This is a genomic window from Ruixingdingia sedimenti (assembly GCF_031432425.1).
GTDB lineage: Bacteria > Pseudomonadota > Alphaproteobacteria > Rhodobacterales > Rhodobacteraceae > Ruixingdingia > Ruixingdingia sedimenti.
The window spans coordinates 392,930-407,380 of sequence record NZ_JAVKPH010000001.1; the positions used below are offsets into that span (position 1 = coordinate 392,930).

General features: G+C 71.0%; 14 protein-coding genes. 2 read left to right on the forward strand and 12 right to left on the reverse strand.

The window, feature by feature from the left end:
• Positions 1-27: 27 nt before the first annotated feature.
• From ccmB to yajC, 7 genes are read right to left on the reverse strand one after another with little or no spacing between them, the layout of a single operon-like run.
• Complete coding sequence (ccmB, locus tag RGD00_RS01985) at positions 28-684, reverse strand: heme exporter protein CcmB (RefSeq protein ID WP_310455474.1); 657 nt, start codon at positions 682-684, stop codon at positions 28-30.
• Positions 681-1,304 carry a heme ABC exporter ATP-binding protein CcmA gene (gene ccmA / locus RGD00_RS01990; protein WP_310455475.1) on the reverse strand — a complete coding sequence of 208 codons (624 nt, stop codon included), beginning with the start codon at positions 1,302-1,304 and terminating at the stop codon, positions 681-683. The genes ccmB and ccmA overlap by 4 nt, the downstream gene beginning before the upstream one ends.
• Before the next feature lie 49 nt (positions 1,305-1,353).
• On the reverse strand, positions 1,354-1,713 hold the full coding sequence (locus RGD00_RS01995; protein ID WP_310455476.1) for an Mth938-like domain-containing protein: 360 nt from the start codon (positions 1,711-1,713) through the stop codon (positions 1,354-1,356).
• The gene (locus tag RGD00_RS02000; protein WP_310455477.1) at positions 1,713-2,474 is read right to left on the reverse strand and encodes a sulfite exporter TauE/SafE family protein; all 762 of its coding nucleotides are present in this window, start codon (positions 2,472-2,474) and stop codon (positions 1,713-1,715) included. The genes RGD00_RS01995 and RGD00_RS02000 overlap by 1 nt, the downstream gene beginning before the upstream one ends.
• The gene (gene secF, locus RGD00_RS02005; RefSeq protein ID WP_310455479.1) at positions 2,474-3,442 is read right to left on the reverse strand and encodes a protein translocase subunit SecF; all 969 of its coding nucleotides are present in this window, start codon (positions 3,440-3,442) and stop codon (positions 2,474-2,476) included. The genes RGD00_RS02000 and secF overlap by 1 nt, the downstream gene beginning before the upstream one ends.
• Before the next feature lie 13 nt (positions 3,443-3,455).
• Positions 3,456-5,120 carry a protein translocase subunit SecD gene (gene secD, locus RGD00_RS02010; RefSeq protein ID WP_310455481.1) on the reverse strand — a complete coding sequence of 555 codons (1,665 nt, stop codon included), beginning with the start codon at positions 5,118-5,120 and terminating at the stop codon, positions 3,456-3,458.
• A 55-nt stretch (positions 5,121-5,175) separates the two neighbouring features.
• Positions 5,176-5,499: a preprotein translocase subunit YajC gene (gene yajC / locus RGD00_RS02015; protein ID WP_310455482.1), complete on the reverse strand. Its 324-nt coding sequence runs from the start codon at positions 5,497-5,499 to the stop codon at positions 5,176-5,178.
• Between the two features lie 411 nt (positions 5,500-5,910).
• Between yajC and serS the strand changes: the two genes are divergently transcribed.
• Both serS and RGD00_RS02025 read left to right on the forward strand, forming a co-directional pair.
• On the forward strand, positions 5,911-7,203 hold the full coding sequence (serS, locus tag RGD00_RS02020; RefSeq protein ID WP_310455484.1) for a serine--tRNA ligase: 1,293 nt from the start codon (positions 5,911-5,913) through the stop codon (positions 7,201-7,203).
• Between the two features lie 66 nt (positions 7,204-7,269).
• Complete coding sequence (locus tag RGD00_RS02025; RefSeq protein WP_310455485.1) at positions 7,270-7,983, forward strand: hypothetical protein; 714 nt, start codon at positions 7,270-7,272, stop codon at positions 7,981-7,983.
• Here RGD00_RS02025 and der read toward each other — a convergent pair.
• From der to RGD00_RS02050, 5 genes are all read right to left on the reverse strand, one after another.
• Positions 7,980-9,440, reverse strand: coding sequence for a ribosome biogenesis GTPase Der (gene der / locus RGD00_RS02030; RefSeq protein ID WP_310455487.1), 1,461 nt, complete (start codon positions 9,438-9,440; stop codon positions 7,980-7,982). The two genes, RGD00_RS02025 and der, sit on opposite strands and share 4 nt — an antisense overlap.
• A 58-nt stretch (positions 9,441-9,498) precedes the next feature.
• Positions 9,499-10,842, reverse strand: coding sequence for an outer membrane protein assembly factor BamB family protein (locus RGD00_RS02035; protein WP_310455489.1), 1,344 nt, complete (start codon positions 10,840-10,842; stop codon positions 9,499-9,501).
• A gap of 52 nt (positions 10,843-10,894) precedes the next feature.
• A complete protein-coding gene (locus RGD00_RS02040) occupies positions 10,895-11,572 on the reverse strand; it encodes a hypothetical protein (protein WP_310455491.1) in 678 nt (225 codons plus the stop codon).
• A gap of 90 nt (positions 11,573-11,662) precedes the next feature.
• Positions 11,663-13,501, reverse strand: a complete 1,839-nt coding sequence (locus tag RGD00_RS02045; protein WP_310455492.1) for an ABCB family ABC transporter ATP-binding protein/permease — start codon at positions 13,499-13,501, stop codon at positions 11,663-11,665.
• Positions 13,502-13,700: 199 nt separating this feature from the next.
• On the reverse strand, positions 13,701-14,451 hold a 751-nt coding region (locus RGD00_RS02050; RefSeq protein ID WP_310455493.1), incomplete at its 5' end, for a LysM peptidoglycan-binding domain-containing protein.

Genomic DNA, 14,451 nt, shown 5'->3' on the forward strand with positions numbered 1-14,451 from the left:
CGCGCTCAACTGCCTATCACGTGAAGATCAACGTATGTTTATGCGGATCGCGGCCGCAGCCGCAAAGGGCAAAAGCGCCGCGCCCCCGGCGGTGATCCCGGCCAGCAGCATCAGGGGCGTCAGGGCGTCCATCCCTTCGGTCCCCCGGCGCACGGTTTCGGCCCCGAACACCAGCGTCGGGATGTAAAGCGGCAGCACCAGCAGCGACAAAAGCAACCCCCCCCGCTTCAGCCCCACCGTCAGCGCCGCGCCGAAGGCCCCGATCACCGACAGCGCCGGCGTGCCGAGCGCGAGCGAGGCCATCAGCCAGCCGAAGCCCCCGGGCGGCAGGTTCAGCAGCACCGCCAGCCCCGGCGCCGCCAGCGTCAGCGGCAGCCCCGTCACCAGCCAATGCGCCAGCGCCTTGGCCGCCACCGCCCCTTCCAGCGGCAGCGGCGCGGTCGCCAGCAGGTCGAGCGAGCCGTCCTCGTGATCCAGCGCGAAGATCCGGTCGAGCGACAGAAGGCAGGCCAGCAGCGCCGCCACCCACAGCACGCCGGGCGCGATGCGCGACAGCATCCCGCCCTCGGGCCCGACGCCGAGCGGCACCAGCACGCAGACGATCAGAAAGAAGGCAAGGCCAAGCCCGAAGCCCCCGCCCGCGCGGAACGCCAGCCGCAGGTCGCGCCAGATCAGCGCCGTCATGCGAAAGCCTCGTCGAAGGCGCCGGTGGCGCGGGGCACGGCGCGGAACGGGGTCAGGTCCAGTTCCGCCGCCTCGGTCAGGCCGAGGTCGATATGGGTGGCGATCAGGGCCGATCCGCCATCGGCCAGATGCGCGCGCACCATGCCGGCAAAGACGGCGACCGAGGCCGCGTCCAGCGACACGGTGGGTTCGTCCAGCACCCAGACCGGCCGCCCCGTGACCAGCAGCCGCGCCAGCCCCAACCGCCGCTTCTGCCCCGCCGACAGGTTCTGCGCCGCCCGGTCGCGCAGCGCCATCAGGTTCATCCGCTCGAGCGCGCGTTCCACCGCCGCAGGCCCGGTACCATAGACCGCGGCCCAGAACCGCAGGTTTTCCGCCGCCGTCAGGGTCGCCTTCAGCCCGTCGGCATGGGCGGCATAGGCCACGCCCTCGGGCGGGACGGACACGCGGCCCTCCACCGGCGGCTGCAGCCCCGCGACGGTGCGCAGAAGGGTGGTCTTGCCGATGCCGTTCGGCCCGCGCAGCACCAGCGCCTGCCCGGGGCGCAGGGTGAACCCCACCCCTTCCAGCACGGCCACACCGCCGCGCGCACAGGCCAGATCGCTTGCCACCAGTTCCATGCCGCCAGCCCTAGCCGATCCTGCGGGCGGCGCAAAGGGCCGAAAGGGCTCAGACCGGGATCAGCGCGGCGGCAATCCGTCGCCCCTCGGACAGGCAGATGTTGTAGGTGCGGCAGGCGGCGGGGGTGGCCATGGGCTCGACCCCGATCCCGGCCTCTTCCAGCGCGGTGCGAAAAGCGGTCGGCAGGGGCGCCATCGCGGCGCCGGTGCCCACGAACAGCACATCCACCTGCCCCGCCAGCGCGGCCGGCAGCGCCGCCGGATCGCCCATGCCCGCCCAGGGCCCCGCCCCCATGGGCGTCACCAGCACCGCACCGTGCAGCACCCGCCCGCCGATGCGGAACGCGCCCGGGGCATAGCCGTCGATCGGCTGTGCTGCGCCGGAAAAGTCGATCTCGGTCAGCGGCATCAGCTTCCCCCCTGCCACAGCGGCAGCCCGACCAGCGCCGAGCCCGCGATCATCAGATAGGCGGTGACCCGGTAAAGCCCCGCCCGGTCGGGCCGGAACAGCGCCGTGCCGAGCCGCGCCCCGGCGATGAAAGGCACCGCCAGCACCGCGGCCAGCACCAGTTCCGGCCCCGCCAGAACCCCCCGCAACGCCAGCAGCGCCAGCATCATCACGCCCACCAGCGACAGGAACATCAGCAGGTTCGCCCGCACGATGGCGACCGGCAGGGGGCTGGCCATATAGTACAGGATCACCGGCGGCCCCGCCAGCGCCGTGGCCCCGCCGACAAGCCCCGAAAGTCCGCCGACCACCACCCGCATGCCCGGCCCCCGCCCCCCGCGCCAGCGCCAGCCCGCGGCAAGTGCGGCGACGGTGGCCAGCGCCATCAGGCTGACCGACCAGCGGAACGCCTCGGCCGGCAGCACCGTCAGCGCCCAGATCCCGGCGGGCACGCCCGCCAGCATGCCAAGGGCCAGCATCCCGATCTCGCGCGGCCGGCCGGCACGGGCGGCGCGCGGCAGGCTCGGCAGGGTGCCGGCCAGATCCATCAGCACGATCACCGCCACCGCCTGCGCGGGCGCCAGCACCAGCCCCGCGACCGGCATGAACACCAGCCCGGTGCCGAAGCCCGTGAACCCCCGCGCCATGCCCCCCAGAAGGGCGGCCAGCACCAGCAGCCCAAGGCCGGGCTGCGCCAGCGCCGCCTCCAGCACCGCGGGCATCAGGCGTCGATCTGGCTCAGGTCGTCGCCATTCGCGGTCTTGCCCGGCTTGGGCGTGCGGTCCAGCCCCAGGAACAGCACCACGTTCTTGGCCATGTAGATCGAGGAATAGGTCCCGATCGTGACCCCGAAGGTGATGGCGAAGATGAAGCCCCGGATCACATCGCCGCCGAAGATCAGCAGCGGGATCAGCGCCAGCAGCGTCGTCCCCGCGGTTATCACCGTGCGGCTCAGCGTTTCGTTGACCGACAGGTTCATCACCTCGCGCAGCGGCATCTTCTTGTATTTCAGCAGGTTTTCCCGCAGCCGGTCGAACACCACCACGGTGTCGTTGATGGAATAGCCCAGAATGGTCAGCAACGCCGCGACCGTGGTCAGGTCGAACTTGATCTGGAACAGCGAGAAGATCCCGATCGTCACCAGCACGTCATGGACCAGCGCCGCGACCGACCCCACCGCGAACTGCCATTCGAACCGCAGCCAGATATAGACCCCGATGCCGAGAGCCCCGGCCGCCACCGACAGCACCGCCGACCAGATCAGTTCGCCCGATACCTTGGGCCCGACCGATTCGACCGAAGAGAACACGATGTCCGGCGCCACGGTCTTCAACGCCGCCTCCACCTGCGCGATCGCCTCGGGGCTGATCGCCTCGCTGCCCTGTTCGGCCTCGATGCGGATCATCGCCACATGCTGGTCGGCGCGGAAGCCCGGGTCGAACACCTCGGTGATGCTGACATCGCCGAGGCCGAGCGGCGAGATCGCGCTGCGATAGGCGCCCACGTCGATCGCCACCGAGGATTCCGTGCGGATCGAGGTGCCGCCGCGGAAGTCGATGCCGAAGTTGAGCCCCATGATCGCCCAGATGATCACCGAGGCGACCATGAGGAAGATGGAAAACCCGAAGGTCGCCCACTGGTACTTGAAGAAGTCGATATTCGTCTGGTCGGGTACGAGCTTCAGGCGCATCGCTTATCCCTCCTCATACCACGATGGTTTTCGGGCGGCGCCAGCCCAGATAGATCACCACGATCAACCGCGTGACATAGATCGCCGTGAAGACCGAGGTCAGGATCCCGATGCCGAGCGTCACCGCAAATCCGCGCACCGGCCCCGCGCCAAGCGCGAACATGATGATCGCGATCACCATCGTCGTCACGTTGGCGTCCACGATGGCCGACAGCGCGCGGTCGTACCCCTCCTCGATCGCGCGCGCCGGGCCGCGGCCCTGCCGCAATTCCTCGCGGATGCGTTCGTAGATCAGCACGTTGGCATCCACCGCCATGCCCATCGTCAGCACGATCCCGGCGATGCCCGGCAGGGTCAGCGTGGCGCCGATGGCGGCAAGGACGGCGATGATCAGCATGATGTTGATCGCCAGCGCGACCACGGCGAAGGCGCCGAAGAGCCCATAGCTCGCCACCATGAACAGCACCACCGCCGCGGTGGCGACCAGCGAGGCCTTCTTGCTGGCGTCGATGCTGTCCTGGCCCAGTTCGGGGCCGATGGTGCGTTCCTCGAGGAAGTTCAGGTCCGCCGGCAAGGCGCCCGCGCGCAGCAGGACGGCCAGTTGCGTGCTTTCCTCGACCGAAAAGCGGCCGGTGATGATGCCCGACCCGCCGGGGATGTGGCTCTGGATCACGGGGGCGGAAATCACCTCGTTGTCCAGCACGATGGCGAAGGGCTTGCCGATGTTGTTGGCGGTATAGTCGCCGAACTTGCGCGCCCCCGTGGGGTTGAAGCGGAAGCTGACCGCGGGGCGGTTGTTCTGGTCGAACGAGGGCTGCGCATCCACCAGTTCCTCGCCGGTGACGACGGGCGCGTCCTCGATGACGTAATAGACCCCGCGTTCGTCCATCGAGGGCAGCAGGTGATGGCGCGGCGGCACCGGGGCCTGCGCGTCCGTCGTCTGGCTGGCGACGGGATGGAAGGTCAGCCGCGCGGTGGTGCCGATCAGCGCCTTCAACTCGTCCGCCGACCCGATCCCCGGCACCTGGATCAGGATCCGGTCGGATCCCTGGCGCTGGATCGTGGGTTCGCGCGTGCCCACCTCGTCCACCCGGCGGCGGATGATCTCAAGGCTCTGCTGGATGGTGCGGTCGTCGGTGGCCTTGCGCTCGGCCTCCGACAGGCCGACGACGATCACCTCGCCCTCGCGCCGCACCTCGAGGTCGTTCTGCCCGATCCCGGTCAGCGACACCACCGGCCGCGCCAGCCCGCGCACGATTTCCAGCGCGCGGTCCATGCCGGCGGGTTCGGACACCGTCACCCGCAGTTCGCCCGGATGGCTTTCCACCCGGCGGACGTTGCCGACCACGGCGCGTTCGGCCCGCAGCGCGTCGCGCACCTCGGGCCAGAGCCCGTCCATCCGGCCCTTGTAGACATCGCCCACCTGCACCTCTGCCAGGAGATGCGCGCCGCCGCGCAGGTCGAGCCCGAGCGGCACCAGCGACGCCGGCATCCAGGCGGGCCAGGCCTCCCGCGCCGCCGCCTGTTCGGGCGAAAGGCTGCCCCCCTTTTCCAGCACGGCGATCGCGTCGTTATGGCCCTCGACACGCGGGTAGAAGAAGTTCGGCAGCGCGAAATAAAGCCCCAGGGCGCAGATGCCCCAGATCAATACCCGCTTCCAGAGGGGGATATGCAGCATGGTTTCCGTCCGGTTGGTCCGGTGGCGGGCCCCCGGAAAGGGGCCCGGGCGCAGGTCAGGCGGCGGGTTCGGTCCGCGACAGAACCTGGGCGATGGTGCCCTTGATCACGCGCACCTTGACGCCCTCGGCGATCTCGACCTCGATCTCGCCGTCCTCCTTGACCTTGACCACCTTGCCGATGATGCCGCCCTGGGTCAGCACCGTGTCGCCCCGGCGCAGCGCCTCGACCATCGCGCGATGTTCCTTGGCCTTCTTCTGCTGCGGGCGGATCATCAGGAAATACATGATGACGAAGATCAGGATCAGCGGCACGAAGCTGGTGAAGGCGGCGGCACCGCCGCCCGAGGCGGCCTGGGCGAAGGCGGGGGTTGCGAACATGGGGCATCCTCTGTGTATGGGGCTTCGGGCGCACGCCGATGGCGCAGCCCGCAATTCGGCGCGCGCACCCTAGCGGCGGCGCCCCGCCTTGGCAAGGCGCGCCCCGCACCCCCCGCCGCCCCGCCCACGCGCTTGTGTAGGGCCGCCAGCGCAACCGCCGGGCGGCGGCGCGGCGTCACGGACGGCGCCGGGGCGCTGCCCCGGACCCCGGAGTATTTTTGGCAAGATGAAGCCGCACGGGAGGGCTGCACGCCCGTCTTCACTTTCTGTCCTTAAATATCCCGGGGTCCGGGGCAGCGCCCCGGTGCGCCGCGCGCCACCCGCATCGCCGCCGGAACGGCATGCCAACGCAGTACCCATCCCGCGCGAAATCGGCCATAAGCGGGCGGAACGATTCCGAAGAGGTCCGCCATGCACGACATCCGCGCCATCCGCGACAACCCGGCCGCCTTCGACGCGGGGCTTGCCCGCCGCGGGCTGCCCGGGCTTTCGGCCGAGGTGCTGGCGATCGACGAGACCCGCCGCGCCCGCATCCTGGCCGCGGAAACCGCGCAGGCCGACCAGAACCGCGCCTCCAAAGAGGTGGGCGCGGCCAAGGCGCGCGGCGATACGGCCGAATTCGACCGCTTGCGGGCGCTGGTCGCCGAAAAGAAGGCCGAGGTCGCGCGGATGACCGAAGAGGCGGCGGCAGAGGATGCGCGCCTGCGCGATCTGCTGATGACCATCCCCAACACCCCCCTGCCCGAGGTGCCCGAGGGCCGCGACGAGGACGACAATGTGGAACTGCGCCGGTGGGGCACGCCGCGCGCCTTCGATTTCACCCCGCGCGAACATTTCGACATCCCGGGCGTGAAACCGGGGATGGATTTCGAGACCGCCTCGAAACTCTCGGGTTCGCGTTTCGTCGTGCTGCGGGGCGCGGTGATCCGGGTGCACCGGGCGCTGGCGCAGTTCATGCTGGACACCCATGTGACCGACCACGGCCTGACCGAGACCTGGACCCCCGTCCTGGTGAAATCCGAGGCGATGTACGGCACCAACCAGCTGCCCAAGTTCGCCGAGGACAGCTATCAGACCACCAACGGCTGGTGGCTCATCCCCACGTCGGAGGTGACGCTGACCAACACGGTGGCGGGCGAGATCCTCGACGATGCCGCCCTGCCCATCCGCATGACCGCGCATACCCAATGTTTCCGGTCCGAGGCGGGCAGCGCGGGCAAGGACACCACCGGCATGCTGCGCCAGCACCAGTTCGAGAAGGTCGAGATGGTCTCGATCACCCGGCCCGAGGACAGCCTGACGGAACACGACCGCATGACGGCTTGCGCCGAGGCGATCCTGGAAAAACTGGGCCTGCCCTACCGCACCATCGTGCTGTGCACCGGCGACATGGGTTTCGGCGCGCAGAAAACCCATGATCTGGAGGTCTGGCTGCCCGGCCAGAACCGCTATCGCGAGATCAGTTCGGTATCCACCTGCGGCGATTTCCAGGCGCGGCGGATGAACGCGCGCTATCGCCCGGCGGGGGGCGGCAAGCCGGATTATGTGCATACGCTCAACGGTTCGGGCCTTGCGGTCGGGCGCTGCCTGATCGCGGTGCTGGAAAACGGCCAGCAGGCGGACGGCTCGGTCGATCTGCCGGCGGCGCTGCATCCCTATCTGGGCGGCCGGACACGGATTTCCGCCACCGGCGATCTGGTCTGAGCGGGCGGGCGCGGGAACCTCTGCCGCGCCCCGCCGTTGGTCATGCAGAAACCCGGGGAGGCCACCATGAAGATCCGCGCCATCTTTCTGCTCTGCCTCGCGATCCTGTTCGCGATGACGCCGCTGATGCTGCCCGGCTTCGACGGCTACGACCCCGAGGATTTCCCGGTGCAGATCCTGCGCCCCGCGGTCCAGCCGGCGGGCTATGCGTTCTCGATCTGGCTGCTGATCTATGCCGCGCTGATCCTGCATGCGGGTTTCGGCCTGCTGGCGCGCGATATGGATCCGGTATGGGACCGCCCGCGCGGCCTGCTGATGGCGGCGATGGTCTGCGGGATCCTCTGGGTCGCCTTTGCCGAGGATCTGCCGGTGGTCGCCACGATCGTGATCCTGACGATGCTGGCGGGGCTTCTGGCGGCCCTGCGGCAGACCAGCGCGGCGCAGGACCGGCTGTGGCTGATGGCGCCGGTGGCGCTGTTCGCGGGCTGGGTCACGGCGGCGGCGGGCGCGGCGACGGGGGTGACGCTGGCGGGGCTCGGCTGGCTGTCCGACACCGCGGCGGCGGTGGCGATGATCCTTGCGGTGCTGGTGCTGGCCGCGGCGGTGCAATGGCGCCTCGGGCGGGTGCCGGAATACGGCGCCGCCGTCATCTGGGCGCTGATCGGCATCGTGGCGGCGAACTGGGGGCTCAACGCCACCGTCGCTTGGCTGGCGCTGGCGGGCGCGGCCGTGATGCTGGCGGTGACGCTGCTGGCGGCCGCACGGGGCCGCGCCGCCTAGTAATCCTTCTTGCCGTCCAGATGCTTGCGCAGCCGCGACGGGGTGGATTTCTTGCGGTCCTTGAACGGGTTCTTGTCGCCCTGCCCGCGCAGCGTCAGCCGGATCGGCGTGCCCGGCATGTCGAACGCCTCGCGCAGGCCGTTGACCAGATACCGCTTGTAGCTTTCGGGCATGTCGTCGGGGCGCGAGCACATCACCACGAACCCCGGCGGCCGCGTCTTGACCTGCGTGGCATAGCGCAGCTTGATGCGCCGCCCGCCCGGCGCGGGGGGGGGATGCGCCTCGGTCATCGCACCCAGCCACTGGTTCAGCTTGGCGGTCGTCACCCGGCGGTTCCAGACGTCATGCGCCTTGAGGATCGCGGCATGCAGCCGGTCGAGCCCCCGCCCCGTCAGCGCCGAGACCGTGACCAGAGGCGCGCCGCGCAGTTGCGGCAGCAGGCGGTCGAACATCTCTTTCAGTTCGGCCAGCTTTTCCTGCTTTTCCGCCTCCAGATCCCATTTGTTCACCGCGACGACGACCGCGCGGCCCTCGGTTTCCGCGAAATCGGCGATGCGCAGGTCCTGCGTCTCGAACGGGATCTGCGCGTCCAGCAGGACCACCACCACCTCGGCGAAGCGCACCGCGCGCAACCCGTCGGCGACGGACAGCTTTTCCAGCTTTTCCTGCACCTTGGCGCGCTTGCGCATGCCGGCGGTGTCGAAGATGCGGATCGGCGTGCCCATCCAGTCGGCGCGCACCGAGATCGCGTCGCGGGTGATGCCGGCCTCGGGGCCGGTCAGCAGGCGGTCCTCGCCCAGAATGCGGTTGATGAGGGTGGATTTCCCGGCATTGGGGCGGCCGATGACGGCGATTTGCAGCGGTTTCGCGGGCGTGATGCGGGGGGCCTCGCCCTCGTCCTCCGACCCTTCGGGGATGTCCACATCCACCTCGGGCGCGTCTTGGGCCGCGCGCTCCTCGAATTCCTCGGCCAGGGGCGCGAGCACGGCATAGAGGTCTTCCATCCCCTCGCCATGTTCGGCCGACAGCCGCAGGGGTTCGCCCAGGCCAAGGCTCCACGCCTCCAGCGCGCCGTCCTCGCCCGCGCGGCCCTCGGCCTTGTTCACGCCCAGGATCACCCGCGCGCCCTTGCGGCGCAGCAGATCGGCCAGCACCTGATCGGTCGGCGTCACGCCCACCCGCCCGTCGATCAGGAACAGCGAGACATCCGCCATGTCCACCGCCCGTTCCGTCAGCCGCCGCATCCGGCCCTGAAGGCTGTCGTCGGTGACTTCCTCGAGCCCCGCGGTGTCGATCACGGTGAAGCGCAGGCCGAACAGCTTCGCCTCGCCCTCGCGCAGGTCGCGGGTGACGCCGGGCTGGTCGTCGACCAGCGCCAGACGGCGGCCCACCAGCCGGTTGAACAGCGTGGACTTGCCCACATTGGGCCGCCCGACGATGGCGAGCGTAAAGGTCATGGATGCCTCCGTGGAGCGGCGCGGGCGCGCGAAGCCCGCCCCTTACACCGCCCGCGCCTCAGCGGAAAGCGTGAAGTTGCCCGTTTTCCGTCACGACATAGAGCGTGCCGCCCGCCACGGCGGGCAATGCCGCCGCGCCCGCGGGCATCTCGATCACGCCCACCGGCTCGCCATCGACCGGCGAGAAGAACCGCACCAGCCCGTCGGCAGAGGCGACAACCAGCCGCCCGCCCGCCATCACGGGGCCGTAATGGGCCACCACGTCGCGCTGGCGGCGGGCCTTGTCCTTGGTGTAATGCGGCAGCGGCACCGACCAGATCCGCGCGCCGGTGGCGGCGTCGAGCCGGACCAGATCGCCCTCGTCCCCGACGAGGAAGACCGAGCCCGCGGCATGCCAGACCGGCGCCAGCGCGCCCTCGTTCACATCCCACAGCCGCGCGCCGGTTTCGGCATCCAGCGCCACCGTGCGCCCCGCGGCGGTGCCGGCAAAGATCGTGCCGCCCGCCAGCACCGGATCGCCGGTCACATCGCCGATGAACGACGCCGCGCGGCCGAGCCGTTCGCCCGCCACTGGCGTGACCCATTGGCGCGCGCCGTCCTTGCGCGCCGCCGCGACCAGTTCGCCCGTCGACAGCGGGAACACCACCCGGTCCCCCGCGACCAGCGGCGCGCCTGTGCCCGCCCGGCCCGCGGTCGAGGGCGCGCCCGTGACCCACCAGCGCACCTTGCCGCCATCGGTGGACAGCGCCCATCCGCCCGGCCCCCGCGCGCTGACATAGACGGTATCGCCCGCGACCGTCGGCGCGCCCGCGACCGGCGCGTCGAACCGGTGCCGCCACAGCAAGCCCCCCGTGCGCTGGTCGAGCGCGATCAGTTCGCCAAAGCCGGTGGTGACGTAGATCCGCCCGTCCGCGGCGGCCAGCCCGCCGCCCGACACGCTGTCGCCGCGTTCGCCCGGCAGCGTGGCGTCATAGGTCCAGACCGGGGCGCCGGCGGTGGTGAAGGCGCTGACGACATTGGCCGCATCCACCGCAAACACCTGCCCGCCCGCGACGATCGGCGCGGCGGCGATGCGCTGGCGGCGGGCGTTGCCGGCGCCGAGCGCCACGGTCCACACCCGCTGCGGCGCGGCCGACAGCGCGAGGTTCGCCGCCACGTTATGGGCCGGGTTTCCGGCGCGGTGGGTCCATTCGGCATTCGCCAGCGGCGCGGGCAGCGCCACGGGGCGGGATTCGTTCACCGGCCGCGCGTCCTGCACCGCCATGCCATCGGCCGCGGCGGCGCTTTCCTCCAGCGGGGTGCGCAGGTCGAACCGCTGGCCGGGCAGCACCTCTATCCGTTCGCAGGCCGCCAGCGTGCCGAGCAAGGCCAGCGCCGCGATGCCGTGGGTCAGTCGTGCCACTGTCGTCCCCTTCCCTGCCCGTTCCTGCGCCTGCCCGGAAACCGCCGGGGTCTCAGCCGCGGTTGTCCCCGGTATCGTCCTCGCCGCCCAGAACCACGACCATCTGCGCCGCGCGCCGGCGCAGGGCCTCGGTCGCCTCCTGATCGTCGACCAGCGCGCGGAAAGCCGCCAGCGCCGCTTCATGGTCGCCCGCCGCCAGATCCAGCAACGCGACCTGTTCCTGCGCCAGCGGCCGATAGGGCCGCCCCGGCGCGGTCAGGGGTTGCAGCGCGGCGCGGCGGTCGTCCGCCGTCATCGCCTCGCCCGCCGCGCTGACCCGGCGCAGTACCGCCAGATCGCGCCACATCGGGTCGAGCGTCGCATCGCCGGCCACCGCATCCAGCGCGGCCAGCGCCGCCGCGCGGTCGCCATCCTCGCCCGTCGCCACCCCGGCGTCCGACGCCAGCAGCGCCAGCAGCGCCGCCTGTTCCGGCCCGCCCGCGGCGATCCCCGCCAGCGCCGCGCGCCGCGCGGGGGCGTCGGGCGCATCCAGCGCCGCCAGCACCGCATCGCCGAAGGCGCGCGCGTCCGCCCGGCGGCTGGCCTTCTGCCATTCATAGGCCGCCGCCGCGCCCACGATCGCCACGATGACCAGCACCACGATCCAGCCATAGCGGCGGTAAAGCCTGAACAGCCGTTCGCGCCGGACCTCTTCGGCAACCTCGTCGATGAAACTGTCGGTGTTCGACACCTGCGCCTCCTGCTGCGACCGGCCTGTCTTACACGCAAGGCCAAGGGCTTGCCAAGCCCCGCCGCCCCGCCCCGGCGGCGCGGCGCGCCCTCAGGCGGCGTCCTGCGCGCCCTCGGCCGACTGGCGCGCCCACATCGCGGCATAGCGCCCGCCGCGCGCCAGCAGATCCTCGTGCCGGCCCTCTTCCACGATCCGGCCCTGTTCCAGCACCACGATCCGGTCGCTGTCGGCGATGGTGGACAGCCGGTGGGCGATGGAAATCACCGTGCGGCCCCGGCCCATTTCGCGCAGACTGTCCTGGATGTCGCGTTCCGTCTGGGTATCCAGCGCCGATGTCGCCTCGTCCAGCAGCAGGATCGGCGGGTTCTTCAGCAGGGTGCGCGCGATCCCCACGCGCTGCTTTTCGCCGCCCGACAGCTTCAGCCCGCGTTCGCCCACCGGGGTGTCGTAGCCTTCGGGCAGGGCCGCGATGAAATCGTGGATCCGCGCCGCGCGGGCGGCGTCCTCGATCTCGGCCCGGGTCGCGCCGGGGCGGCCGTAGGCGATGTTGTAGAGGATCGTGTCGTTGAACAGCACCGTGTCCTGCGGCACCACCCCGATCGCGGCATGGAGCGATTCCTGCGTCACCGCGCGCAGGTCCTGCCCGTCGATGCGCAGCGCGCCGCCGGTGACGTCGTAGAACCGGAACAGCAGCCGCCCGATGGTGGACTTGCCCGACCCCGAAGGCCCGACCAGCGCCACCCGTTCCCCCGCGCCCACCCGCAGGCTGATGCCCCGCAGGATCGGGCGCGCGGGCTCATAGGCGAATTCCACCGCCTCGAATTCCACCGCGCCGCCCTTGACCTGCAATGCAGGCGCGCCGGGGCGGTCCGTCACCTCGGCCGGCTGGTCCAGAAGGCCGAACATTTCCGCCATGTCCACCAGCGCCTGCCGGATCTCGCGATAGACGGTGCCCAGAAAGCCGAGCGGCATGGTGATCTGGATCATGTAGGCGTTGACCATGACGAAATCGCCCACCGTCAGCTGCCCCGCCGCCACGCCCCGCGCCGCCATCACCATCACGATCACCAGCCCGGCGGTGATCAGGAACGCCTGCCCGAGGTTCAGCAGCGACAGCGTGAGCCCGGTCCTGACCGCCGCGCGTTCGTACCGTTCCATCGCGGCGTCATAGCGCGCGGCCTCGCGCCCTTCGGCGCCGAAATACTTCACCGTCTCGAAGTTCAGCAGGCTGTCCACCGCCTTCTGGTTGGCGTCGGTATCCTGCGCGTTCATCTCCTGACGGATCCTGACCCGCCATTCGGTGACTTTGAAGGTGAAGCCGATGTAAAGCGTGATGGTGACGATCACCACCGCCATGTAGATCAGCCCGAAGGCAAAGGCGAAGATCGCCGCGACCAGCGCCAGTTCCAGGATCAGCGGCCCGATCGAGAACAGCAGGAACCGCAACAGGAAATCGACGCCCTTCACCCCCCGCTCGATGATGCGCGACAGCCCCCCGGTCTTGCGCGTGAGGTGGTAGCGCAGCGACAGCCCGTGGATATGGGTGAAGGTTTCCAGCGCCAGCCGCCGCAGCGCCCGCTGGCTGACGCGGACGAAGACCGCATCGCGCAATTCGCCGAAGGCGACGGTGCCGAGCCGGGCGAGCCCATAGGCCAGGATCAGCCCCCCCGCGCCCAGACCCAGCATCGTGGCCGCATCGGGGGCGGGCCCGGCCAGCGCATCGACCGCCTGCTTGAACATCCACGGCGTCGAGACGGACAGCAGCTTGGCCAGCACCAGCATGGCCAGCGCGATCACCACCCGCCGGCGCACCCATGCCTGCCCCTCGGGCCAGAGATAGGGCAGCACGCGGCGGATCGTGGTCCAGCCGCTGGCGCGGGGTCCGGTCTCGTCGGCTGTGGCGGTGGGGGCGGGGTGGCTGCGGCGCATGGCGGATCCTTTCGCGCCCTCCTACGGGTTCGGCCGGGAAAAGGCCAGTGGCTGCGCGTGCCGTGCCCGGCGTTCGCGCGGGCCGAGGGCTCAGGGGCCTCCGGCGGGGATATTCAAGTCCAGCCTGAAGATGCAGGGCGTTCCTTTGGTCCGTCCGGCGGCTTCATCTTGCCGCACATACACCGGCACGCCCGCCGGCTCACTCCGCCGTCGGAACGGTGAACACCTGCCCGGGATAGATCAGGTCCGGGTTGCGGATCTGGTCGCGGTTGGCCTCGAACACCTTCACGTAGAGGATGCCCGAACCATAGGCCGCGCGCGCGATGCCCCAGAGGGTATAGCCCGGCTGCACCGTGACGGCCGCCACGGCGGGGCCGGCGCCCGCCGGGGCGGGCGTCGCGGCGGCGAGGGCGGCGGGATCCTCGCGCTGGAAGGGGGTCTCGAACCGGGCGGTGACACGGCCCGCGGCGTCGATCAGGTCGGCGCGCAGCCGGTAGACGCCGGGGGCGACAGCGGCGAGCGCGGTCTGCCAGCCGCCATCGGGGCCGACAGGCACGGTCGCCGCCTCGGCATCGTCGAGGTAGAGCCGCACGAAGGCCCCCGGCGCGCCGCGGCCCGAGACCATCACCGCCCCGTCGGGGGCATAGGCGATCGCCTCGATGCCGACCCCGGCGGCAGGCTGTGCGGCGGCGGGGGATTGCAGGACCTTCACGCCCGCATCGCCCACGAGGATCGCGGCCGGGGCGGCGGGGGCGGCGGCATCGGGCGCCGGGGCCGCATCGGCGGCGGGCAGCGCCACGGCATCCGCCCCGGGGGCGGGCGCGGGGGCCGGGGCGGCGGCGGTCTGGGCCTCGGGCTCGGCGGGGGCGGCGGTGTCGACCAGCCGGGGGCGCGCGCGCTTGTCCCCTGGCAGCACCAGCACGCGGTCGGCCAGAAAGATCGCCTCTTCG